The sequence below is a fragment of the Alicyclobacillus herbarius DSM 13609 genome, from assembly GCF_000430585.1.
Taxonomy (GTDB): domain Bacteria; phylum Bacillota; class Bacilli; order Alicyclobacillales; family Alicyclobacillaceae; genus Alicyclobacillus_G; species Alicyclobacillus_G herbarius.
This window is the reverse complement of the sequence record NZ_AUMH01000011.1, coordinates 51,800-74,439: the sequence shown is the minus strand read 5'-3', so window position 1 is coordinate 74,439 and position 22,640 is coordinate 51,800. Positions and strand designations below refer to the sequence as shown.

Sequence of the window (22,640 nt, the reverse complement as noted above, 5' to 3'; positions counted from 1 at the left end):
CTTTCCGGACATCTCTCATAAAATGAGGGGGGATATCGTGCGTCTATATTATCTTGGACCCGAGGGTACGTTTTCGCAGGAGGCGGCGACGTATTTCGCAGGATTGTGGCCGGACAGGCCCGTGAATTTGGTGCCCTTGCCGTCCATCGCAGCGGTTATCGAACGAACGCAAGAGGAGTGTGCGGAGGCCGTGGAGAGCGAAATCGAGGGCTCCGCTCCGTTTGCCTCGATTCCTTTGGAGAACACGATTCACGGTGGCGTGACCACCAGTTGGGACTTGTTGGGGAGAATTGCCTTTCAGACGATGGACAGGCGTTCCGGTCGGCGGGCTGAACTGCAGATTTTGGCAACACATACCCTGGCCATTGAGCACTTTTTGTTAACGGTCAGCGAAGACGTCCAGTTGACTGAGATTGAAGAGGTGTTTTCGAAAGCCGAGGCTCTGGCTCAATGTCAGACCTGGCTATCTCAACACTTGCCGCACGCCCGTCTGACTGCGGTGGAGAGCACCGGACAGGCAGCGCGCCACGTCCGAGAAGGAGGTCGGCGGCAGTGGGCGGCGATTGGTTCCTACCAGGCGGCGGAGGTGCAAGGGCTGGCTGCGCCTTATACCTGTCTGCCGGCGAGTGAAGGAAACCAAACACGGTTTGGCTTGGTGGGGCTCCCGGCGCTGACGCCGGGGTCCGTCCGCAGACACGAGGGGCGTCGCAAGCGTTCCTTGGTTTTGGAAGGGGTGCCGAATCGACCTGGGGGCCTGTTTGACACCCTGCGGGTGTTCGCGAGCAAGGGGTTTAACCTGAGTCGCATCGAGTCACGCCCAAGTGGGACGGGGTTGGGGACGTACATTTTCTTCGTCGACGTCGACTGGGACCCGGCCCATTCCAATCCATGGCGCCAGGTGCGGGCGGAATTGGCCGAGATGGGCATCCGCGCTGCTCACCTCGGCCTGTATCCGGAGGTCTGACCGTTTCCGCCCGTCAGCGCTTTAGGTGGGTCACAACTCGTTTCATGAGGAGATCCGTTTCATTTGTCGATCCGTTTCGCCGACCGGTCGATCCATCTGGCTATCCGGCCGCGCCTTCGGTTCAGGCTTCGGTCACCGAGGCCTGACGTTTTTGTTTGGCCGCCTTTTCCCGCTCGCTCTTGTTCAGATATCGTTTCCGCAGACGGATGCTTTTCGGCGTAATCTCGCACAACTCGTCGTCTTCGATGTACGTGATAGCCTGCTCGAGGCTGAGAATGCGCGGCGCTTTTAAACGCGTAGTCTCTTCTTTCGTTGAAGAACGGACATTCGTCATGTGCTTCTGCTTCGTGACATTGACGGTCAGGTCGTTCTCCCGCGTATGCTCGCCGACAATCATGCCCTCGTAGACCACCGTCCCGGGTGTGATGAACATGACGCCGCGGTCCTCGAGGCTCTGCAGGCTGTACGCGGTCGCGGTTCCGCCTTCGCTGGCAATCAGCACGCCTTGTCTGCGGGTGACCACATCGCCACGCCAGGGTCCATATTCGGCGAACGTGTGGTGCATGGTTCCATAACCTTTGGTCAGGGTCAGAAACTCTCCACGGAAGCCAATCAATCCGCGTGCAGGGACGAGAAACTCCATACGCGTCGTATTCCCCGACGGGGCGGTCGTCATCGATTGCATCTCCGCTTTCCGAACGCCCAAAGCCTCGACAACAGCTCCGACGAACTCGTCCGGGACGTCGACCACCAGTCGTTCCAACGGCTCCAGCACCTGGCCTTGCTCTCGCCGCAAGATGACGCGCGGCTTTGAGACTTGCAGCTCATAGCCTTCCCGGCGCATTGTCTCTATTAGGATGGACAGGTGCAGTTCGCCGCGGCTCGCGACCCGAAACTGGTCGGCGTCCTCAGTCTCTTCAACACGCAAACTCACATCCGATTCCAATTCGGCAAACAGCCGGTCGCGCAGTTTGCGCGAAGTCACGTAGGTTCCCTCACGGCCGGCCAACGGACTGTCGTTGACCATGAACGTCATTTCCAGGGTAGGCTCATCAATGGCCAAGAATGGCAGAGCCTCCGGGTGATCGCTTGCGGCCACGGTCTCTCCGACCGTAATCGCGCCCATCCCTGCCATCGCGACGATGTCCCCGGCCCCGGCGCTTTCCACCTCGCGTCGGCGCAGGCCCTCAAACGCGTACAGTTTGACCACACGTGACTTTTCTTGGCTGCCATCGCGCTTGAGAATGGTGACGGCGTCGCCGACCCGGACACGGCCACGGGCAATCCGGCCGATGCCAATACGTCCCAAATACTCGTTGTAATCTAGCATCGTTACCTGCCACTGCAGCGGTGCCTCAAGGTCAACCACCGGCGCTGGAATGTGTTGGAGAATCGATTCGAATAAGGGGCGCATGTCGGAACCAGGGTGGTCTGGGCTCAGGCTGGCGGTGCCGTGCAGCGCCGACGCGTACACCACCGGAAACTCGCACTGTTCCATTGAGGCTCCGAGATCGATGAACAGGTCGAGGACTTCGTCCACCACTTCCGTAGGACGGGCGTTGTCACGGTCGATTTTATTGACCACGACAATCGCCGGCAGCCCTTCGGTCAATGCGCGTTCCAGGACAAACCGCGTCTGTGGCATCACACCCTCAAACGCATCGACGACCAGCAAGACGCCATCGACCATTTTGACTATGCGTTCCACTTCCCCACTAAAGTCGGCGTGGCCCGGGGTGTCGACGATGTTAATCTTGACGCCTTGGTAAGGGATGGCCGTGGTCTTGGCCAGGATGGTGATGCCGCGTTCCCGTTCCAATTCTCCAGAGTCGAGCACCCGCTCTTCAATTTGCTGATTCTCTCGGAACAAGCCCGATTGGCGGAGCAGTTGGTCGACCAGTGTCGTTTTCCCGTGGTCGACGTGAGCGACAATGGCGACGTTGCGCAGGTTGTTCATGGTTTCCATGTGCGAAGTTCCACCTTCCGTAAAATCCAGCATTCGTATCTATAGGGGTCAAATACCGCGTGTTTACGTATCGTTAGTCCTTGTCCTTTCGCTCCGGGCGTGGTTTTACGAAAAGTCGCCGTGTGGTACAGTACCAACGCGTTTTCCACGATACCATCGACCACTGATGACTGCAATCGTGTGACCTTATGACTCCGGTTTTCCGATTGCAGGTCACAACCCACAATGCTATAATGACTCTGTTAGACTCCGTATAGGTTGTGCGGCGAAGAGTGGGGTACTACCCACTCTTCGATTTATGAAACTCGATTCACCCGTTTTCAAAGTCGGTCGCTTTCCCTTCGGAAACGGGGAACAACCAGTGCAGTCTGAGGGAGGAACGCTCGTGCCCAAGCAGTCCGTGACGGATATCGTACAAGAGTTGGCTGAACCCATCGTCAGCGCATCCGGTCTGGAACTGGTTGACGTGGAGTACGTGAAAGAAGGTACGACCTGGTATCTTCGCGTCTTCATCGATAAGCCAGGAGGCGTGGATATTGACGATTGCAGCCGGGTGAGCGAGGCTTTGTCGGAGCGTCTGGACGAGGTCGACCCGATTCAGAACGCATACATCCTGGAGGTATCGTCCCCGGGGGCCGAGCGTCCTCTCAAGAAGCCGGAGGATTATGAACGGGCCGTGGGCCGCGCGGTGCGTGTAAAGCTTTACGAGCCGCTGGCTGGTGACAAGGTTGTCGAAGGTGTGCTGGTCGATTTTGATGGGGAGACCTTGACGATTGCACGTTCGGTGAAAGGGGTCGAGCGCCGTATCCCAGTACCTTTTTCAAAGGTTGCGGCCGCCCGCCTGGCGATTGAGTGGTAATCGGGGCGACAGCCAAAGGGGGAATTGACGTCCCATGAATGTGGACTTCATTGACGCGTTGGAACAGCTGCAGAAGGAAAAAGGGATTGACAAAGACACACTCCTGGAAGCCATCGAAGCGGCTCTCATCTCAGGTTACAAGCGGAATTTCAACTCCGCCGCTAACGTCCGCGTGGAAATCGGTCGGGAAACGGGCGAAGTTCATGTCTACGCCCGCAAGACTGTGGTCGAAGAGGTCACCGATACGCGCCTGGAGATCTCCCTGGACGCGGCGTTGGATTTAGACCCGAAGTATCAGGTGGGGGACGTCGTGGAAATTGAAGTCACCCCGCGTGACTTTGGCCGCATCGCTGCGCAAACCGCCAAACAGGTGGTCACGCAGCGGATTCGCGAAGCAGAGCGCTCGATTGTCTACAGCAAGTTCTCGGACCGGGAAGAGGAGATTGTCACCGGGACCATTCAACGCCTGGATGCGCGGGCGGCCTACGTGGATGTGGGCCAGGCGGAGGCTGTGCTGCCGGCATCTGAACAGATGCCTGGGGATGCGTTTCGACCGGGGGACCGGGTGAAGGCGTTCATCGCACGTGTGGAAAGAACCTCAAAAGGGCCGCAGGTGGTCCTCTCGCGTACCCATCCTGGTTTTTTGAAACGCTTGTTTGAGCTTGAGGTGCCGGAGATTTACGATGGAGTGGTCGAGATCAAGGCCGTGGCCCGCGAGGCAGGGCATCGCTCCAAGATTGCCGTCCATTCCCGCAACCCTGAGGTCGACCCGATTGGCGCCTGCGTCGGTTCCCGAGGGATGCGCGTGCAGGCGGTGGTCGGAGAACTACACGGGGAAAAAGTGGACATTGTCAAGTGGGACGAAGATGTCGCCACGTTTGTGGCCAACGCCTTGTCGCCAGCGAAGGTCACCGAGGTGCAGGTGATGGAAGACGAACGCATTGCGCGCACCGTGGTGCCGGATCACCAACTGTCGCTCGCGATTGGCAAGGAGGGGCAGAACGCGCGTCTGGCGGCAAAGCTCACGGGCTGGAAAATTGATATCAAAAGCGAGACGCAGGCGGCAGAGCTAGGCATGTTTGGTACCCTCGACAGGTTCGCAGATGAAGAGGATGACGATGAGATTGGCACGCTGTCGGAGGATTGGCTGAACGAGCCGTAATCGTACAGCCGGAATCGTGCCGGGCGGTGTCCAGGGAGGGATACAGGGTGCAACGACAACGCAAGGTTCCGCTGCGCAAGTGCGTGGGGTGTCAAGAGATGTTCCCAAAGCGCGAACTCATCCGCGTCGTCCTGACGCCGGAAGGGGAGATTGCGCTCGATGCCACTGGCAAACGAAGTGGACGTGGTGCGTATCTGTGCGGGCGTCCGGAGTGTCTGCGGCAGGCGCGCAAGCGCAAGGCACTCGAACGCGCCCTGAAGACCCCTGTACCGGCCGGCGTCTACGACGAACTGGAAGTTCGCTTGCAGGGAGGGAACGGCGATGGATGATCCGACTGTGCATACGCCGGCCCTTGCTGCGAACGAACTTCGGGCGCTCAGCTGGTTGGGGCTGGCTCTGCGTGCTGGTCGGATACGGGTGGGTTCAGATGCAGTCTTCTCGGCGATACGCTCCGGTCAGGCAAAGCTGGTGGTGTTGGCTGGGGATGCGGGCAGCAACCTGGCGAAGAAAGTGGCGGACAAGTGTGCGTTTTACCAGGTACCCTTACGTAAGGGCCCGGATAAATCCGTGTTGGGGCAGGCTCTAGGCCGCAGGACGGTGGGCGTTGTGGCTGTTCTGGACGCGGAGTTTGCGGAACGGTTTAGACAGTCTGTTGGTGCAATTTACGGAGGTGAAGCTTTTGACGAAACTGAGGGTCTATGAATACGCGAAACAGCTGAACATGTCGAGTAAAGAAATTATCACCATTTTGAACCGGTTGGATGTGCCGGTGGCCAATCATATGAGCGTGATGGACAACGAGATGGTGGAGAAAGTGGAGCAGTTCTTCCGCGACGTCAAACGCCGTGCGGCAGAGCGGCACGCCAGCGAAGTGGAGCGGGAACTGCGGGAGAAACAGCGCAATCGTGAACGCGCCGCCCGGCAACAGGCGCAAGCCGAGGCACGCCGCGAGAGTGAAGCGTCTGGTGGGCATCATCGGCACGAGTCGCGTAGCGTTCCATCCAATCGCGGCACCGAACACGCCCAACGTGCACAAGGTGCGCCGGTTCGGTCTCGGGACGAAAATTCCCGCTCTGCACCAGAGCGGGCGGTTCGTCCTACGGGTGCCGGGGATGGCGGGACGCAAAATCGGGGTCCCGCCGCTGGCGGGCCATCGGGAGGAGCGCCTGCAGCCGCACGCGGAAACCGGCCAGCAGGTGGATACCCGGGGCGAACGGAGGGCGGTCGGCGTGAAGAACGGCGCGAGGAGCGGCGTGATGACCGGGGCGGACGCCGTCCCGACGGCGGTTTCGGCGGGCGGCCGGATCGTCGCTCTGGAGACCGACCTCAGGACCGCAGTGGCGGTCGCGGCCCACGCCCAGGCGGAAACTCAGGTGCCCGCGGGGGCCGGCCTGGAGGGCGTCCAGGCGGGCGGCCGGGTGGTGGCTTTGGCCGTCCGACGGCGATTCCGCCGGCACCCGTCGCGGCCAATCAGAATAAACCGGTAACCGGACGCAAGGACAAAGAACGCCCAGAGAAGGACCAGTTTGACCGCAAGGAACAGTTTAACGAGGAGAAGCTTTTGCAGCGTCAAGGTGGATCCCGGCGGCGCGGAAACAGTGGCAACCGGCAGCCGTTGCCAAGTAAGGTGACAGTCGAGGGGCCGATGTCAGTCGGCGAGTTCGCGAAGCTTTTGCACCGCGAGGCCTCGGAGATTATTAAAAAGCTCTTGTTCCTTGGCATTATGGCGACCATCAACCAGGAGATTGACACGGATGCGATGGAGCTGATTGCCGGCGAGTTTGGGGTCGAACTAGAAGTCGTTGAACCCGTGGATGAAGAGGCCATGGATATGCTGGTGACGGAGGATAATCCGGAAGACCTGCGTCCACGCCCGCCAGTTGTCACAATTATGGGTCACGTCGATCACGGCAAGACCACGCTCCTGGATGCCATTCGTCACAGCCGTGTCGCGGCTTCGGAGTCAGGGGGGATCACCCAACACATCGGCGCCTATCAGGTGGAGGTGGATGGACGGAAGATTACCTTCCTCGATACGCCGGGGCACGAAGCGTTCACCACAATGCGCGCGCGTGGGGCGCAGGTCACCGATGTGACCATTCTCGTCGTCGCGGCGGATGACGGCGTCATGCCGCAGACGGTGGAGGCGATTAACCATGCGAAGGCCGCCAATGTGCCGATTATTGTCGCCGTGAATAAGATCGATAAGCCAGGGGCTAATCCGGATCGCGTCAAGCAAGAATTGACACAGTACGAATTGGTGCCCGAAGAGTGGGGCGGCGATACCATTTTCGTCGAGATTTCTGCCCTTAAGCGGGAAGGCCTCGACCAGCTCCTGGAGATGGTGCTCCTGGTGGCGGACATTCAGGAGTTGAAGGCCAATCCAGACGCGCGTCCGCGCGGGACGGTGATTGAAGCGAAGCTGGATAAGGGACGCGGGCCCGTGGCCACGGTCCTAGTGCAAAATGGGACGCTGCGCGTCGGACAAATTGTGGTCGCGGGGACGTCCTACGGGCGCATCCGAGCCATGGTCAACGATTTGGGCAAACGGATTAAGGAAGCCGGTCCTTCGACCCCGGTAGAGATTCAGGGATTGGGTGACGTCCCGAGTGCGGGTGATCGGTTTGTCGTCTATGACGATGAACGGTCGGCGAGAAACCTGGTGCAAAAGCGGCTGAATCGGGAACGGGCGGCGCAAATGGAACAATCGTCGCGGGTCACCCTCAATGATTTGTATCGGCAGATTCAGGAGGGCGACATCAAAGAGCTCAATGTCGTGGTCAAGGCGGATGTGCAGGGCTCGGTCGAGGCCATCGTCGGGGCGATTGAGAAGATTGATGTTGAGGGCGTACGCGTCAAGGTTATTCACAAAGGGGCAGGGGCCATCAACGAGAACGACGTGCTCTTGGCGAAGGCGTCGAACGCCATCATCATCGGTTTCCATGTGCGGCCCGATGCGAATGCTCGACGTGTCGCTGAAGCGGAGAAGGTCGACATCCGCCTATACCGGGTGATTTACAACGTGACCGAGGAACTTGAGGCGGCCATGAAGGGCATGCTGGACCCCGAATTTCAAGAGGTGGTTCTCGGCCACGCCGAGGTGCGGGAAGTGTTCAAGATTTCCCGTGTCGGCACGGTGGCCGGCTGCTACGTCACCGACGGCAAGATGACGCGGGATGCCGAGGCGCGTGTCATCCGCGATGGCGTGGTGGTCTACGAAGGCGCCCTCGACTCCCTGAAGCGGTTTAAGGATGATGTGCGCGAAGTGCTGCAAGGATTTGAATGCGGCTTGACGCTCGAGCGCTTCAACGACATCAAGGTCGGTGACGTGATTGAGGCCTTTAAGATGGAAGCCGTCAAGAAACAATAGTCGATGTTGGACTCCCCCGGCGGCGGGAGTTGTTTCCGCCGCCTCTGTCTAATGAAGGAGGCGGAAAACATTGGCTCGTTTGCGTGCGGAGCGTGTTGCGGAGCAGATGAAAAAGGAATTGGCAGACTTGCTGCGCACCGATGTGAAAGACCCGAGAGTGGGTTTTGCCACGCTTACCCGGGTTGAGGTGGCGGGGGACCTGCAGCATGTGAAGGCCTACGTGAGTGTCTTGGGGGACGAGGAGGCCAAGAATCATACGCTGTCCGCGTTAACCCGGATGGCCGGTTACTTGCGTGGTGAGTTGGCTCGCCGGCTACACTTACGGCTCACCCCGGAACTGGTCTTCCGCTTAGATGAATCAGGGGAATACAGCGCCCGCATCGAGAGTGTGCTGCGGGAGTTGAGGAAGGAATCGCAAGGGGAGGCGTAAGTATATGTGGAGTCCGGCCCCGCGTCAAGCGGCCGATTTGCAGCAAGTGGCAAAGGTTTTAAGCGAGGGTGACGATTGGCTGATTGTTACCCACGAGCGCCCGGATGGTGACGCGTTAGGCAGTGCCTTCGCGGTAGCGCAGATGTTGTCCACACTCGGCAAATCGTGGCGCTTGCTGGTCGCGGAGCCGATGCCTCGCCGCTTTTCCTACCTGCCCGGATTCGCGCGGGCAAAGGTGGCGCAGGCCCAGGCGGATCGACAATTTACGCACATTGTCGCGGTGGACTGCGCGGACCGAGGGCGGTTTGACGCGTTAAACGCGTATGTGGCCAAGGACGCGCGGATTGTGAACATCGATCATCATCAGACGAATCCACGCTACGGAGTGGCAAATTATGTCGATCCGCTGGCAGCCGCAACCTGTGAGTTGTTGTATCACGTGGCGCGTCAGTTGGGGCTGCCGTTGACGGTCGAATTGGCCACCTGCTTGTACACCGGCTTATTGACGGATACCGGTGGCTTCTCGCTGCCCAACACCACACGTGAGGTGCACGAGATTGCAGCGGTTTTATTGGCCAGTGGGGTGCAGCCTTACGATATCGCGGAACCGGCGCTCGAGTCGCGGACGTGGCCGCAGATGTGTCTGCTTAAGGCTGCGCTTGCCCACCTGCGCGTGCTTCATCAGGGGCGTCTAGCGACGCTGTATGTGACGCGCAAGATGCTGGCGGAGGCTGGCGCGAATGACGACGATGCCGAGGGGCTGGTCGGTTTTGCGCGCAGCGTGGATACGGTTGAGGTCGGTCTTTTGTTTCGCGAGACTGCGGACGGCCGGGTGAAAGTATCGCTGCGCTCCAAGCGCCGGGTGGATGTGGCCGCGATTGCCCAGCAGTTTGGGGGAGGTGGGCACATCCGGGCTGCCGGTTGTACCTTAGATGGGCCGTTGGCCGAGGCTATGGAACGGGTGACCGAATCGGTCATTCACGCGCTCGGCGAAGAGTGATGGAGAGACCGAAGATATGATAGACGGAGTGCTTGTCATTGATAAACCCGCCGGCATGACGTCGCATGATGTGGTGAGTCGTGTGCGGCGACGTTTGCATACGCGTAAGGTGGGACACGCCGGCACGCTCGATCCGGACGCCACGGGTGTGCTTGTGCTCTGCGTAGGCGATGCCACGCGGCTGATTGAGTACGCCGTGGCGGCGGAGAAAGAGTATGTGGGCGAGGTGGTGTTCGGACAGGCGACCGATACGGACGATGCCAGTGGTTCTGTGACAGATGTCATGGACGCGACGCGTCTGGAACAGCCGGCGGTGGAAGCGGCTGCAGCCGAGTTTGTCGGTGGCTATGACCAACGAGTGCCCGCCTATTCAGCGGTACATATTGAAGGCCAGCGGGCGTATCAATTGGCGCGCCGCGGGGAGGTACCAGACCTACCGGTGCGTCACGTGGATATTTTAGAGTTTCAGGTGCTCGCGTTTTTTCCAGGGCCGGTGGGCCGGGCCGTATTTCGGGTCGTTTGTTCAAAGGGCACATACATTCGTGCGTTGTGTCGAGACTGGGGAGAGCGTCTGGGTTTTCCGGCGCACATGGGCAGCTTGCGGAGAACTCGCTCGGGCTCTTTTTCGCTGCAAGATGCCGTCTCGCTGGCGGCGTGGGAGGAACTGGATCAGCCGGCGGATGCGCTACAGCCCATGGCAAGCGCCGTGTCGATGTTGCCGCAGGTTTGTCTGGCTCCTTCACTCTGTACCCGACTTGCCCACGGACAGGCGATCGCGGTGGCCGATACGGTGGCCGTAGATGCATTGGCGGAAAATCGGGGCCTGAACCTGCGGCAAGACGACGAGGTGGCCGTGTTTGCTGCATGTGGCGATTTGGCGGCAGTGGCCCGGCTCACGGAACGTGAAGGGAGACCCTGGCTGCAACCTCGTAAAGTTTTTTGGAAGAAGGGCCATGCATGCAAGTAATTGACGTGAAGGACAGGCCGTCGGTACGAAACCGCACCTGCGTGATTGCGATTGGCAAGTTCGATGGTGTGCATATCGGTCATCAGGCGATTCTACAGGCGGCTCGTCGATTGGAGCCGGATGAAGAACTGGCTGTGTATAGTCTCTGGCCACATCCCGCCTGGGTGCTTGGCGGCCATGAAGCGTACCGAGCGTCGCTGACCCCGTATGCTGAGAAGGTGCGGCAAATGGCTCGCCTCGGGGTGGACAGCCTATACATGGTCGAGTTTTCGAAGACGTATGCCCAAACCAGCGCGGAGGCGTTTGTTAGGGACCATTTGGTTCCGCTGCGGCCACGGCGGGTGGTCGTAGGGGCGGACTTCCACTTCGGCCAGGGCGGTAAGGCGGATGTTCGTGACCTGGCAAGGTTGTGTGGGCAGTTTGCGATTCCGGTTTCCGTGATCGATCATGTGGAAGAAAATGGATTGAAAGTGAGCAGTTCCCACATTCGCGAACACCTCGCCGCGGGCCGGGTCGAGGCGGCCGAGGCGCTGTTGGGGAGACCGTACCGCGTGCAGGGAGAGGTCGTACACGGGGATGCGCGGGGTCGGACGATTGGTTTTCCGACCGCAAACCTGCAACTCGTCGACGACTACGTGTTGCCGGCCGCAGGGGTCTACGCAGTCTCGGTTGAATGGGATGAAGCGACAGACGCGAAAGATCCCCGGATGAGCAGCCAGAATTGGTTTGGGGTCCTGAACGCAGGTTTCCGTCCCACGGTGGGCGGGCGTGAGTTTCGCCTCGAGGTGCATCTGTTTGGGGTCAACGAAGACTTGTATGGGCGTACGTTGAGTGTGTCTTTCCTACGCCGCGTCCGCGAAGAACGCAAGTTTTCCGGATTGGACGAACTGCGCGCGCAGATTGCGAGAGACGTGGAGCAAGTCAAGGAGATGCTGGGTGTAGGGGTTGACTAAGACCTCGAACGATTCGCGAAGGGTTCGCGAACGATTTGCCCGAGACTCGCATTTATGCTATCCTGAAATGGTATGACAAATGTACGCCGCTCCTACGAACTGTGCCGCGGATTGCCGCTTCCTCCAGGCGCCTTCTTCGGTACAGGGTTCTGGCGGCCGCATGTGGAGGGATACATCCGTGTTGACCAATGAACGTAAACGTGAGATCGTGGAGAAATTCCGCACCCATGAATCGGATACGGGTTCTCCAGAGGTGCAGATTGCCCTTTTGACCGAACGCATCAATGATTTGACCGAACACTTCCGCGTGCATAAGAAAGACCACCATTCACGTCGTGGCTTGTACAAGATGATTGGCCACCGCCGAAATCTGTTGAACTACCTGCGGAAGAAGGATATCAATCGCTACCGTGAGCTGATTCAGGCGTTGGGCCTGCGTAAGTAAGCGGAAATTGAGGCGGGCTTCGGCCCGCCTTGTTTATATGGAAAGTATGTGTCCGGGTTGGGTCAGAGCTCAGCCAATCACCTCCTGCACATAGGTTTGGATAGAAGCTCCCCCTGGTACGCGGCTGTCCGTGCGTCCTCGCAGGGCTGAGGTCTATGGGGGGAGGAAATGCTATACATAGAGCCGAATTTATCCGATTAGCCTGGTCTGATGCAGGTATGAAGGGGGATTTTCGAAGGGTATGGTAAAGCAGCACGCGTTCGAGCTTGCGGGCAGAAAGTGTATTCTGGAGACCGGCAAGCTTGCGAAACAGGCTACAGCGGCGGTGACGGTTCGCTATGGGGATACGGTGGTCCTCGCTACCGTGACCGCATCGCAGGAGCCAAGAGAGCTGGATTTTTTTCCGTTGACAGTCAACTATGAAGAGCGTTTTTACGCTGTCGGAAAAATCCCTGGGGGATTTATCAAACGGGAAGGGCGTCCGAGCGAAAAGGCGATTTTGGCATCCCGTCTGATTGACCGCCCAATCCGGCCGTTGTTTCCCAAAGGGTTCCGGAATGAGGTTCAGGTCGTGGCGATGGTGCTCTCGGTAGACCAAGATTGCGCGCCTGAAATCGCGGCCATGATTGGGACATCCGCCGCGCTCACAATCTCCGACATCCCGTTCGACGGGCCGATAGGCGGGGTGATTGTGGGACGGGTAAACGGGCAATTGGTTATCAACCCCACGGTCGCGCAAAGCGAGAAAAGTGATATGCACCTAACTGTCGCTGGCACCAAGGACGCCATCGTGATGGTGGAGGCCGGAGCCAATCAGGTTCCAGAAAGGGAAATGTTGGAGGCCATTCTCTTTGGGCACGAAACGGTGAAGCAGATTATCACGGAGATTGAGGCCTTTGCCGAGGATGTGGCAAAACCCAAACGAGAGGTCGAACTGCACACTGTGCCCCCCGAATTGGAACAGCGCGTGCGTGAATTGGCAACGGAAGCCATCAAAGGGGCGGTCCGTAACCCGGACAAGCAGGCGCGCGAGACGGCGGTCGCCGAAGTCGGAGAGCAGGTGCAGGCGCAACTGGCCGAAGAATTTCCCGAGCAGTCGCAGGATATCGATGAGGTGCTGCACGACATCCTCAAGGAGGAAGTCCGGCGCGCCATCATTTATGAGGGCATTCGTCCCGACGGGCGTAAGTTGGACGAAATTCGTCCAATTTCCTGCGAAGTCGGCTTGCTGCCGAGGGCGCACGGGTCCGGACTGTTCACCCGCGGCCAGACGCAGGCCCTCTCCGTCTGTACGTTGGGGGCGCTGGGCGACGAGCAGATACTGGATGGCTTGGACCTGGAGGAGTCCAACCGCTACATGCATCACTACAACTTCCCGCCGTTCAGCGTGGGCGAGGCGAGGCCTTTGCGTGCGCCCAGCCGCCGGGACATCGGGCATGGGGCGCTCGGAGAACGCGCATTGGACCCCGTGATTCCACCCCCGGACGAATTTCCGTATGCGATTCGGGTTGTTTCGGAGGTTCTTGAGTCGAACGGATCGACCTCGCAGGCGAGTATTTGCGGGAGCACGATGGCTTTGATGGACGCCGGTGTGCCGATTAAGGCACCGGTGGCGGGCATTGCCATGGGATTGGTCGAGGAGAATGGGCAGGTCGCGATTTTGACCGACATCCAAGGGCTTGAGGACCACCTGGGCGACATGGATTTTAAGGTTGCCGGCACGGCCAAAGGTGTCACCGCGCTACAGATGGATATCAAGATTTCTGGCATCACGCGTGAGATTTTGGAAAAAGCGTTGGAACAGGCCCGCCAAGGGCGGCTGTTTATCTTAGAGAAAATGCTCGAGGCCATCCGGCAGCCGCGGCGGGAATTGTCCCGCTACGCGCCGCGCGTCATCACGGTCCGTATCAATCCGGAGAAGATCCGCGACGTGATAGGACCTGGCGGCCGGGTGATCAACAAAATCATCGAGGACACGGGCGTCAAGATCGACATCGAACAGGATGGACGAATCTTTATTTCGGGTGTGGATTCGGACGGAGCGCAGCGGGCAAAACAACAAATCCTCGACATTGTCCGTGAGGTCGAGGTCGGCACCACCTATGTCGGGCGCGTCACCCGGGTCGAAAAGTACGGTGCCTTTGTCGAGATTCTCCCCGGCAAAGAAGGGCTGGTTCACATTTCTCAGTTGGATATCGGCCGAGTCGGCAAGGTGGAGGACGTATGCAAGGTCGGGGATGAGATTACGGTAAAGGTTACGGAAATCGATAGCCAAGGGCGGATTAATCTCTCGCGCAAAGAGGTCCTGCGAGACCGCCAGCAGTCCGGCAGCATGGTCAGTCACTGAGCCCACGGGTGGCCAGGCAACCTCCAACAATATCTCGGCAAAAGAATCCTTCCGGGGAATCGGGGGGATTTTTTTCAGTTCGGGAAAAGATAACGTGGGATTAACCACGCGAACCCTGGAGGGATGAACATGCGTCATGAAACCTGGCGTTGGCTTCTCGCCGTCGGCATCAGTGGCTGGTTGCTGACCGGGATGGCCCCCGCATACAGAGCGACAGGCGGCAAGGATGTGCAAACGGAATTGCAAACCGTCGCAGAGCGCTGGGGACGCGCGCCAGTCAACGCGCGGTTGGATAGGGTGTGGCATGCCGTGCCAGGCCTTTGTGGGTGGAAATTGGATGTGGCGGAAAGTGTGAAGGCGTCCGAGGCGCACCACGACGGCCACTTACATATGGTATGGAGAACCGTTCCACCACGCGTCCGCCTGAACGACCTGCCGGCAGAACCGGTTTATCGGGGGCCCAAGGAAGAAAAGTCGGCCTGCTTGATGTTTAACGTCTCGTGGGGTGAGGAATACATCCCGGCTATCCTCGAGACTCTCTCGGCTCAGCATGCGAAGGCCACCTTCTTTTTGGATGGGAAGTGGGTGGAAAAGCACCCACAATTAGCCCGGCAGATTCGCGATACGGGTATGGACATCGGTAGCCACGGCAGCGGCCATCCCGACTTTCGCAAATTGTCTAACGCGCAGCTTGTTCGCCAGATTGAAGGTTCCAGAGAGGTCATCCGGCGTGCGACCGGAGCTCAGGTCGACTTATTTGCCCCTCCAGCAGGTAGCTATGATCAGCGATTTGTCAATCTGGCGCGTCAACATGGGGGTTATACCATCCTCTGGACGGTGGATACGGTTGATTGGCGCAGGCCGCCTGCGGCCGAAATTGAGCGTCGGGCCGTACAGTTGGCGGAACCTGGCATGCTCCTTTTGATGCACCCGACCCAGCCTACGGCCAAGGCGCTGCCCGCGGTTATCCGTGGCCTGCGTGAACAGGGGTATAGCCTAAAGACCGTGGATGACCTTGTCCATGAACAGCCAGCCACGACTCCTCCGGATTTGTTGAGATGAAGATGAACCGTCTGTTATAGTTAGGCTGGCAGATGCAGGCGTCCGGATCATCGGGCGCTTTGACTCCAGGGAGGCTGCGCTGGTGACGTATCGAGTCGTGTTGGAGAATGGAGTGCGTGTGGTCGGCGAGGAAATTCCGACGATGCGCTCGGTCAGTATGGGCATTTGGATAGGGACCGGATCGCGCTTTGAGACAGAGAGCAATAACGGGATTAGTCATTTTCTAGAACATATGTTGTTCAAAGGGACCAAGCGTCTGTCGGCGAAGCAGTTGGCGATGAGGTTCGATGAAATCGGCGGCCACGTCAACGCCTTTACATCGAAAGAATACACGTGTTTCTATGCGAAAGTTTTAGACGAACATTTTCATACGGCGATTGAAACGTTGGCGGATATGTTTTTTGAGTCTCAGTTTGCGCACGACGAGATGGAACGGGAGAAAAAGGTCGTTATCGAAGAGATTCGAATGTACGAGGACACACCGGATGAACTCGTGATGGATCTCATCGCGCAGGCCGCATATCATGAACACTCGCTCGGCTACACCATCTTGGGCGTCGAGGAGAATTTACAGTCCTTTACACGGGACGACCTGCTGCAGTATATGGCCCATCACTACCGGCCAGAACAGGTGGTCGTTGCGATTGCCGGGAATATCGGCCAAGACGAGGCGGTTCAAGCGGCGCAGGCGTTGTTTGGCCGCGCTTTTGCTGTTGATCCGCCGCGCGCCTTGCCTGCTGGCGCGCCTGGGTTCGATCGTCGCATCATGACGCGGACCAAAGACATCGAACAGGTGCATCTGTGTCTGGCTTCGGCAGGGCTTTCCGCCGGAGATCCCCGCCTGTATCCGCTGATTCTGTTGAACAACGCCTTAGGCAGCGCTCCCAGCTCCAGGTTGTTTCAGGAGATCCGCGAAGAGCGCGGTCTCGCCTATTCGGTGTTTTCGTTTCATTCCGCTTACCAGGACTGCGGCATGTTTGGCATTTATACCGGCACTTCGCCGGAACACCTGGATACCGTGTTGGAGCGCATCTATGCGATTTGTGAAGAGGTCGCGGAAAAGGGCTTGACGGACGGGGAACTGCAAAAGGGTAAGGAACAGGTGAAAAGTTCAATCATGCTCAGCTTGGAGAGCACGAGCAGTCGGATGAGCCGTCTCGGCAAGAACGAGTTGCTGTTGGGACGCGAGGTGCCGTTGGATGAAACTCTCGCCGGAATCAACCAGGTGACGGCGGCGGACGTCAAAGCCATCGCCGAGCAGCTCTTGACCCATAAGTTTGCCGTAGCCGCAGTGGGACCGGTCAGCGAAGAGCGGTTGCAGCGTTGGGTAGGGTGAGTTCGATGATGGACTTCAGTGTAAAATATCGAGTGGTTTCCCCGCATTTTCGTCCGGAATATCTGCCCAAGTATGCTACGGATGGGGCAGCTGGCATGGACCTGCACGCATGCTTACCCTCGCCGCTGACGGTGGCTCCCGGTCAACGCGTCCAGGTTCCCACTGGGATTGCGATTCAGCTGGATAGTCCGTCTACCGTCGCGCTGATCTACGCCCGCAGCGGCTTAGCCTGGCGTCACGGCTTGGCGCTGCCGAACGGAGTCGGCGTCATCGACAGTGATTATACCGGGGAAATCCTCGTCCTGCTCTGCAATTTCGGGGATTCTCCCGTTGTGATTCAACCCGGGGATCGGATTGCGCAGGTGGTGTTTGCACCGATTCATCGGGCGGTCTTCCAGGCGGTGGATGTGCTTACGGAGACGGCGCGTGGTGAAAGAGGATTCGGCTCGACGGGGGTACGTCCGCAGCCGGACTGAAACAGGATATCGAACAAAACGGCCAAAAAGGCTATAAATGCGTGCCCGGACAACACTATTAGCCCGACTTCACGCTTGACGCGTTGCAGCGGACAAGCTATGAGGCGGGCTTTTTTGCGCCTTCTTGGAGCATGCACCGGGATGGGCTTTGCTTCATAGATTGCATCGATCCGCTTGCGGAAAGGAGGCGAGTGCGGATGCTGACAGGCCGGCAAGTCTTGTTTATTGGTGGCGATGCGCGGATGGTCGAGGTCATCGCGCAAGTGATTGAATCGGACGCTAGTGTAGAACTCATCGGGTTTAACCATCTCTCTCGGGCTTTTCCGGATACCCGGCATGTTGAGCTGGCGGAACCGGCATTCAGCCAAGTGGATGCCATCGTGCTTCCGGTGGCTGGAATGGAAGACGACGGACGCGTCGATAGTCAGTTTTCCGATGAGCCCATCTACCTGCGTGAGGATATGTTTCGCAGCGCGAAACCGGGAACCTTTGTGTTCTCTGGCATCGCCCGGCCTGTATTGGAGGAATGGTGTCAGAACGCCGGACTGCGTCTGGTGAAACTGATGGAACTGGACGAGGTAGCCATACTCAACTCGATTCCGACGGCGGAAGGCGCCATCGCACTAGCCATGCAGCATACCGACATTACACTCCACGGGGCAGGCGTGGTTGTGGTTGGCTTCGGTCGCTGCGGGCAGACATTGGCTCGCACGCTGGCGGCTTTGGGCGCGAAGGTTCGCGTGGCCGCCCGCAGTACAGCCCACTTGGCGCGGATTGTCGAGATGGGATTGGAACCCGTGGCCATGGATCGACTGGCAGCAGCCGTGCAGGACGCGGATGTCGTCTTCAACACAGTGCCGGCCCCCATCCTGACCGCCGAGGTCTTAAAGGTGATGCGACGGGAGGCGGTCATCATCGATATCGCCTCAAAACCCGGGGGTACCGATTTTCGGTACGCGGAGCGGCGGGGCATGAAGGCCATTCTCACACCAAGTTTGCCTGGACTGGTCGCCCCAAAGACAGCGGGACGGATTATTGCCGGGACGCTGTGTCGCTTGCTTGCGGCCGATTGAGGAGGGCTATGCGTGGATTTGCGGGGAAAGACTATTGGTTTTGCGGTGACAGGGTCCCATTGTACGTACGCGGAAGTGTTTCCGGTGGTGGAGCGGTTGGTCAGCATGGGGGTCACAGTCGTGCCGATCTTTTCGAACAGTGTGATGTCGGTGGCAACCCGGTTTGGTGAAGCGGGACAATGGGCGGAAAAGATTGAACAGGTCACCGGTCAGAAAGGAATCACCACGATTCCCGAAGCCGAGCCGCTGGGGCCGAGTAAACGACTGGACTGTCTGGTCATCGCGCCTTGTACCGGCAGCACCTTGAGCCGTTTGGCCAATGCGAATACGGATTCGCCCGTGTTGATGGCGGCAAAGTCGACCTTGCGCAATGACCGGCCTGTGATTCTCGCCATTTCCACTAATGACGGTTTGGGACTCAATCTATTCAACCTGGCGAAACTCATCAATACGAAAAATATTTTCTTTGTTCCATTCGGACAGGATGCGCCTCATGTTAAAATGAATTCATTAGTGGCCCAGATGCGGTTGATTCCAGAGACTTGCCAAGCCGCTCTCGAGAAAAAACAACTGCAGCCGCTGTTGATTGAACGTTGGCGTGAAGAGCGGCCGCCGACGGCGCCCTGAGGGGGGTGGCTGCGGGACAAGGAGTCGGAGAAACGTGCAACAAAAGCAAAGTTACTGTGTGGCTGTACTCGGTGCAACCGGCGCAGTCGGCCGTAGAATGATAGATACCTTGGAGCGCAAAGACTTTCCGGTTGGGGAATTGCGGCTTTTAGCGTCGCCGCGTTCGGCCGGATCGACCTTGACGTTTCGCGGTCAACCGGTCCGGGTGGAGGCGGCCTCCGAAGAGGGGTTTCGCGGCGTAGACATTGCCTTATTCAGCGCAGGCGCGAGCGCGAGTCGAGACTTCGCGCCGCTGGCCGTCCAGCAAGGCGCCGTTGTGATTGACAACAGCAGCGCGTTCCGTCTCGAGGCGGACGTCCCCTTGGTGGTTCCCGAGGTCAACCCTGAGGACGCGTTCCGACACAAGGGGATTATTGCAAACCCCAACTGTTCGACCATTCAGTTGGTGGTGGCGGTCAAACCGTTGTTGGACTTGGGGCTGGAACGGCTGACCGTGACGACCTACCAGGCGGTGAGCGGCATGGGACAGAAGGCGATTGACGCACTGATGGAGGAAGTCGCTCTGGGCCCCAACGAGACAAAAAAGACGTTGTTCCCGGTGCATGGACAGGAGACGACCTACCCGATGGCGTTCAACGTCCTGCCTCAGTGTGACGTATTTGTCGAGGACGGCTACACGCGGGAAGAGATGAAGTTGGTCAATGAGTCGCGTAAGATTTTAGGGCTGCCGGGTCTCCGTGTCAGCCCGACTGCCGTCCGCGTTCCGGTCTTGTACGGACACGCGGAAGCGGTCGAATTGCAGTTTTCAAGACCCGTCACGCCGGAGGAAGTCCGGCAGCGCCTCGCGCATGCGAAGGGCGTTGTCTTAGTGGACGATCCCGCCGGTAACGTCTTTCCGCACCCACGCATGGCGGCTGGAACAGGCGAGACCTACGTCGGGCGCATCCGCCGCGGACTGGCGGATGACCGGTCCATCCTGATGTTTGTTGTAGCCGACAATTTGCTCAAAGGGGCGGCTTGGAACGCCGTTCAGATTGCCGAATTGCTCGTGGGACTGGACCCGAATCGTCAACCAAAGGATGGGCATGTGGAGGCACTCTTGGCATGAAGTTGATTGTGCAAAAGTTTGGCGGCACCTCGGTTGCCAACGAGGAAAGCCGCTTGGCGGCGGCCCGCCACGTGGAGTCTGCGTTGGCGGATGGCTACCAAGTGGTGGTCGTGGTGTCGGCGATGGGCCGACGTGGCGATCCGTACGCGACCGACACGTTGCTGGAACTTGTTCCGAATCGTCACCAGTCTGACCCGCGTGAGCTCGACTTGCTCATGTCGTGCGGGGAACTGATCTCCGCGGTGGTCTTTGCCAATCTACTGCGCAGCCGGGGTCACGAGAGCACGGTCTTGACTGGCGCGCAGGCGGGCATCATTACGACGGCCGAGTTCGGGAGGGCTCGTATCCTCAAAATTCAGCCCGACCTCATTCGAGAGCACCTACAGCAGGGCCGGGTCGTGGTGGTGGCTGGCTTTCAGGGTGTCACGGAGAGCGGGGATGTCACCACATTGGGGCGCGGTGGCAGCGATACCACGGCAACCGCGCTTGGCGTCGCCTTGGATGCGCGTTTCGTCGATATTTTTACCGATGTCGAGGGGATTATGACGGCCGATCCGCGGATTGTGGAAAACGCGCGCCTCTTGCCGCAGGTCACCTATACGGAAATCTGCAATCTGGCCTACCAGGGGGCGAAAGTCATTCACCCGCGGGCGGTTGAAATTGCGATGCAAAAAAACATTCCGATTCGAGTGCGCAGCACGCACTCGGATGATGAGGGAACGCTTGTGGCTTCTGCGGCTGCAGTCTTGGAAAATGAAGCCGTCTCGGACCGGCTGCTGACGGGAGTCGCGCACGTACCCCATTTAACGCAGATTCGCTTAGAGGGGGCCTTGGCCCGGTACCAGGTGTTTGAGGCTCTGGCGAGAAACGGCATCAGTGTCGACTTCATTTCCGTCGCGCCTGGCCGGATTCACTTCACTGTGCCGGATGCGGAGGCGGAAAAGGCGCTTGCGGTTCTGCGGGAGATGGGCCTTAAGCCGGATACGACTCCAGGCTGTGCCAAGGTGTCGGCGGTGGGGGCTGGCATGGCAGGTGTGCCAGGGGTGATGGCTCGGATTGTTGGAGCGTTGGCGGATGAAGGGATTGAAGTCCTACAATCGGCGGATTCTCACACGACGATTTGGTGTTTGGTTCATGGAAAGGATATGGAAGCGGCGGTTCAAGCCCTTCACCGCGCCTTCGGGTTGGGCAAATAGCCTTGGATTGAGGTGAGATTGCGTGGATTTTGGCCGGATTGTAACCGCGATGGCGACGCCATTCACCGCCGACGGCGCGTTGGATGTGGCCGGACTGGAGCGGCTCATCAACCACCTGTTGGAGACAGGCACAACCTGTTTGTTGGCGGCGGGTACGACGGGAGAGTCGCCAACCTTAACCCATACGGAAAAGCTGCGTCTGTTTGAGTCTACGCTACGTTTCGCGGATGGCCGCGTGCCCGTCATGGCTGGAACCGGCACCAATGACACCCGTGCGTCCATTGAACTGTCACGGGAAGCGGCGCGTCTTGGCGTGCATGGTTTACTTCTCGTCACCCCGTACTACAATAAACCTTCGCAAGAAGGACTCTACCATCATTTTGCTGCCATCGCTGAGGCGGTGGATTTGCCAATCATGCTTTATAACGTGCCCGGTCGAACCGCGGTCAATATCGATGTGGATACAGCGCTCCGACTGGCCGAGGTTCCGAACATCGTGGCTCTCAAAGAGGCTAGCGGGAACTTCGCTCAAATCCTTGAGATTGCGGCACGCAAGCCGGACGACTTTCTGCTGTACAGCGGTGACGACAAGTTCACCTTGCCCATGATGGCTGTGGGTGGATACGGAGTGGTCAGTGTTGCATCGCATGTGGTGGGACTTGAGATTCAGGAGATGATTCACTCCTTTTTGGCTGGGGATCATCGCGCGGCAGCTACTTGGTCCGGCCGCTTGTTGCCGATTTTCGAGGCGTTGTTCCGTACGACCAGTCCGTCTCCGCTCAAGGCGGCACTGGAACTCCTTGGTTTGCCGTCGGGCGGCGTACGACTCCCATTGGTGGCGGCCGGGGATGCGGTCGTCGAAGAACTCCGGCGTGAGTTGACCCGTCTGGGCAAATTGTCGGATCGCTAACATCGCGTCGTGATGTATAGTAGGATTTCAGCGGCGAGGGGAGACCCTCGCTTTTTTTATGCGAGCCTTTCTGCCCCTTTGTTCCATCGTCTCATGGCTGGGTTTCCTATTCGGGGCTATGGCCGGCGCCCTGGTTGTGATTGCCGACGCATGCGGTTATAATAAACACAACGTGACTGGTGCGGCGGCCTGACAATCGCAAATGGGCAGCGCGCCTGTGTATTCAGGCAGGCGCTACGGTTTGTGTGCGCATTGTTCGGAATGGTGTGCGACGGGTCGGAGAACGGATACAGCGGGGATTTTATGCCCAGTTTCGAAAACCGAGGCTTCACGTCATCGGGGGAGTCTATTTTTGTGTTTTATGTAAAAAGTGTACGAGCTGCGGAGGT

Annotated in this window: 21 protein-coding genes; 20 read left to right on the top strand and 1 reads right to left on the bottom strand. The window is 58.7% G+C overall.

What is annotated here, in order from left to right:
* Nucleotides 1-37: 37 nt before the first annotated feature.
* Nucleotides 38-964: a prephenate dehydratase gene (locus H522_RS20515; protein ID WP_051344105.1), complete on the top strand. Its 927-nt coding sequence runs from the start codon at nucleotides 38-40 to the stop codon at nucleotides 962-964.
* A 121-nt stretch (nucleotides 965-1,085) separates the two neighbouring features.
* On the opposite strand, the gene typA is transcribed toward H522_RS20515, so the two are convergent.
* Nucleotides 1,086-2,930, bottom strand: coding sequence for a translational GTPase TypA (gene typA / locus H522_RS0109120; protein WP_026962068.1), 1,845 nt, complete (start codon nucleotides 2,928-2,930; stop codon nucleotides 1,086-1,088).
* Nucleotides 2,931-3,315: 385 nt separating this feature from the next.
* On the opposite strand from typA, the gene rimP reads away from it, so the two are divergent.
* The 19 genes from rimP to dapA all read left to right on the top strand — a co-directional run bounded on the left by rimP (nucleotide 3,316) and on the right by dapA (nucleotide 22,251).
* Nucleotides 3,316-3,789 carry a ribosome maturation factor RimP gene (gene rimP, locus H522_RS0109115; protein ID WP_026962067.1) on the top strand — a complete coding sequence of 158 codons (474 nt, stop codon included), beginning with the start codon at nucleotides 3,316-3,318 and terminating at the stop codon, nucleotides 3,787-3,789.
* Nucleotides 3,790-3,823: 34 nt separating this feature from the next.
* Nucleotides 3,824-4,951 (top strand): transcription termination factor NusA, encoded by a 1,128-nt coding sequence (nusA, locus tag H522_RS0109110; protein WP_026962066.1) that lies wholly within the window; start codon nucleotides 3,824-3,826, stop codon nucleotides 4,949-4,951.
* A gap of 47 nt (nucleotides 4,952-4,998) precedes the next feature.
* Nucleotides 4,999-5,280, top strand: coding sequence for an RNase P modulator RnpM (rnpM, locus tag H522_RS0109105; RefSeq protein ID WP_026962065.1), 282 nt, complete (start codon nucleotides 4,999-5,001; stop codon nucleotides 5,278-5,280).
* Complete coding sequence (locus tag H522_RS0109100) at nucleotides 5,273-5,653, top strand: L7Ae/L30e/S12e/Gadd45 family ribosomal protein (protein WP_051344104.1); 381 nt, start codon at nucleotides 5,273-5,275, stop codon at nucleotides 5,651-5,653. Before rnpM ends, H522_RS0109100 begins: the two co-directional genes overlap by 8 nt.
* A gap of 19 nt (nucleotides 5,654-5,672) precedes the next feature.
* Nucleotides 5,673-8,321, top strand: coding sequence for a translation initiation factor IF-2 (gene infB, locus H522_RS0109095; RefSeq protein WP_342664396.1), 2,649 nt, complete (start codon nucleotides 5,673-5,675; stop codon nucleotides 8,319-8,321).
* Between the two features lie 70 nt (nucleotides 8,322-8,391).
* Nucleotides 8,392-8,751: a 30S ribosome-binding factor RbfA gene (rbfA, locus tag H522_RS0109090; RefSeq protein ID WP_026962062.1), complete on the top strand. Its 360-nt coding sequence runs from the start codon at nucleotides 8,392-8,394 to the stop codon at nucleotides 8,749-8,751.
* Nucleotides 8,752-8,755: 4 nt separating this feature from the next.
* Nucleotides 8,756-9,751 carry a DHH family phosphoesterase gene (locus H522_RS0109085; RefSeq protein WP_026962061.1) on the top strand — a complete coding sequence of 332 codons (996 nt, stop codon included), beginning with the start codon at nucleotides 8,756-8,758 and terminating at the stop codon, nucleotides 9,749-9,751.
* 16 nt (nucleotides 9,752-9,767) lie between these two features.
* Complete coding sequence (gene truB / locus H522_RS0109080; protein ID WP_026962060.1) at nucleotides 9,768-10,718, top strand: tRNA pseudouridine(55) synthase TruB; 951 nt, start codon at nucleotides 9,768-9,770, stop codon at nucleotides 10,716-10,718.
* Nucleotides 10,709-11,671, top strand: coding sequence for a bifunctional riboflavin kinase/FAD synthetase (locus tag H522_RS0109075; protein ID WP_026962059.1), 963 nt, complete (start codon nucleotides 10,709-10,711; stop codon nucleotides 11,669-11,671). The genes truB and H522_RS0109075 overlap by 10 nt, the downstream gene beginning before the upstream one ends.
* A 178-nt stretch (nucleotides 11,672-11,849) precedes the next feature.
* Nucleotides 11,850-12,116 (top strand): 30S ribosomal protein S15, encoded by a 267-nt coding sequence (gene rpsO, locus H522_RS0109070; RefSeq protein ID WP_026962058.1) that lies wholly within the window; start codon nucleotides 11,850-11,852, stop codon nucleotides 12,114-12,116.
* Between the two features lie 241 nt (nucleotides 12,117-12,357).
* Complete coding sequence (locus H522_RS0109065) at nucleotides 12,358-14,463, top strand: polyribonucleotide nucleotidyltransferase (RefSeq protein ID WP_026962057.1); 2,106 nt, start codon at nucleotides 12,358-12,360, stop codon at nucleotides 14,461-14,463.
* Nucleotides 14,464-14,592: 129 nt separating this feature from the next.
* Nucleotides 14,593-15,525 (top strand): polysaccharide deacetylase family protein, encoded by a 933-nt coding sequence (locus tag H522_RS18575; protein ID WP_051344103.1) that lies wholly within the window; start codon nucleotides 14,593-14,595, stop codon nucleotides 15,523-15,525.
* An 82-nt stretch (nucleotides 15,526-15,607) separates the two neighbouring features.
* Nucleotides 15,608-16,861 (top strand): M16 family metallopeptidase, encoded by a 1,254-nt coding sequence (locus H522_RS0109055; protein WP_026962056.1) that lies wholly within the window; start codon nucleotides 15,608-15,610, stop codon nucleotides 16,859-16,861.
* Nucleotides 16,862-16,869: 8 nt separating this feature from the next.
* Complete coding sequence (gene dut, locus H522_RS0109050) at nucleotides 16,870-17,337, top strand: dUTP diphosphatase (RefSeq protein ID WP_342664394.1); 468 nt, start codon at nucleotides 16,870-16,872, stop codon at nucleotides 17,335-17,337.
* A gap of 197 nt (nucleotides 17,338-17,534) precedes the next feature.
* The gene (gene dpsA, locus H522_RS0109045) at nucleotides 17,535-18,410 is read left to right on the top strand and encodes a dipicolinate synthase subunit DpsA (protein WP_026962054.1); all 876 of its coding nucleotides are present in this window, start codon (nucleotides 17,535-17,537) and stop codon (nucleotides 18,408-18,410) included.
* Between the two features lie 12 nt (nucleotides 18,411-18,422).
* Complete coding sequence (locus tag H522_RS0109040) at nucleotides 18,423-19,037, top strand: dipicolinate synthase subunit B (protein WP_026962053.1); 615 nt, start codon at nucleotides 18,423-18,425, stop codon at nucleotides 19,035-19,037.
* 34 nt (nucleotides 19,038-19,071) lie between these two features.
* A complete protein-coding gene (locus tag H522_RS18570) occupies nucleotides 19,072-20,145 on the top strand; it encodes an aspartate-semialdehyde dehydrogenase (protein ID WP_051344102.1) in 1,074 nt (357 codons plus the stop codon).
* Nucleotides 20,142-21,341 (top strand): aspartate kinase, encoded by a 1,200-nt coding sequence (dapG, locus tag H522_RS0109030; protein ID WP_026962052.1) that lies wholly within the window; start codon nucleotides 20,142-20,144, stop codon nucleotides 21,339-21,341. The genes H522_RS18570 and dapG overlap by 4 nt, the downstream gene beginning before the upstream one ends.
* Before the next feature lie 22 nt (nucleotides 21,342-21,363).
* Nucleotides 21,364-22,251, top strand: a complete 888-nt coding sequence (gene dapA, locus H522_RS0109025) for a 4-hydroxy-tetrahydrodipicolinate synthase (RefSeq protein WP_026962051.1) — start codon at nucleotides 21,364-21,366, stop codon at nucleotides 22,249-22,251.
* Nucleotides 22,252-22,640 lie beyond the last annotated feature (389 nt).

Excerpts from the sequence above, each read along its gene's own strand:
- typA (WP_026962068.1), bottom strand. The coding sequence starts at position 2,930 with ATGGAAACCATGAACAACCTGCGCAACGTCGCCATTGTCGCTCACGTC.
- dut (WP_342664394.1), top strand. The coding sequence starts at position 16,870 with ATGGACTTCAGTGTAAAATATCGAGTGGTTTCCCCGCATTTTCGTCCG.
- nusA (WP_026962066.1), top strand. The coding sequence starts at position 3,824 with ATGAATGTGGACTTCATTGACGCGTTGGAACAGCTGCAGAAGGAAAAA.
- truB (WP_026962060.1), top strand. The coding sequence starts at position 9,768 with ATGATAGACGGAGTGCTTGTCATTGATAAACCCGCCGGCATGACGTCG.
- H522_RS0109075 (WP_026962059.1), top strand. The coding sequence starts at position 10,709 with ATGCAAGTAATTGACGTGAAGGACAGGCCGTCGGTACGAAACCGCACC.
- dapG (WP_026962052.1), top strand. The coding sequence starts at position 20,142 with ATGAAGTTGATTGTGCAAAAGTTTGGCGGCACCTCGGTTGCCAACGAG.
- infB (WP_342664396.1), top strand. The coding sequence starts at position 5,673 with ATGTCGAGTAAAGAAATTATCACCATTTTGAACCGGTTGGATGTGCCG.
- H522_RS18575 (WP_051344103.1), top strand. The coding sequence starts at position 14,593 with ATGCGTCATGAAACCTGGCGTTGGCTTCTCGCCGTCGGCATCAGTGGC.
- H522_RS0109100 (WP_051344104.1), top strand. The coding sequence starts at position 5,273 with ATGGATGATCCGACTGTGCATACGCCGGCCCTTGCTGCGAACGAACTT.
- H522_RS0109065 (WP_026962057.1), top strand. The coding sequence starts at position 12,358 with ATGGTAAAGCAGCACGCGTTCGAGCTTGCGGGCAGAAAGTGTATTCTG.
- dpsA (WP_026962054.1), top strand. The coding sequence starts at position 17,535 with ATGCTGACAGGCCGGCAAGTCTTGTTTATTGGTGGCGATGCGCGGATG.
- H522_RS0109085 (WP_026962061.1), top strand. The coding sequence starts at position 8,756 with ATGTGGAGTCCGGCCCCGCGTCAAGCGGCCGATTTGCAGCAAGTGGCA.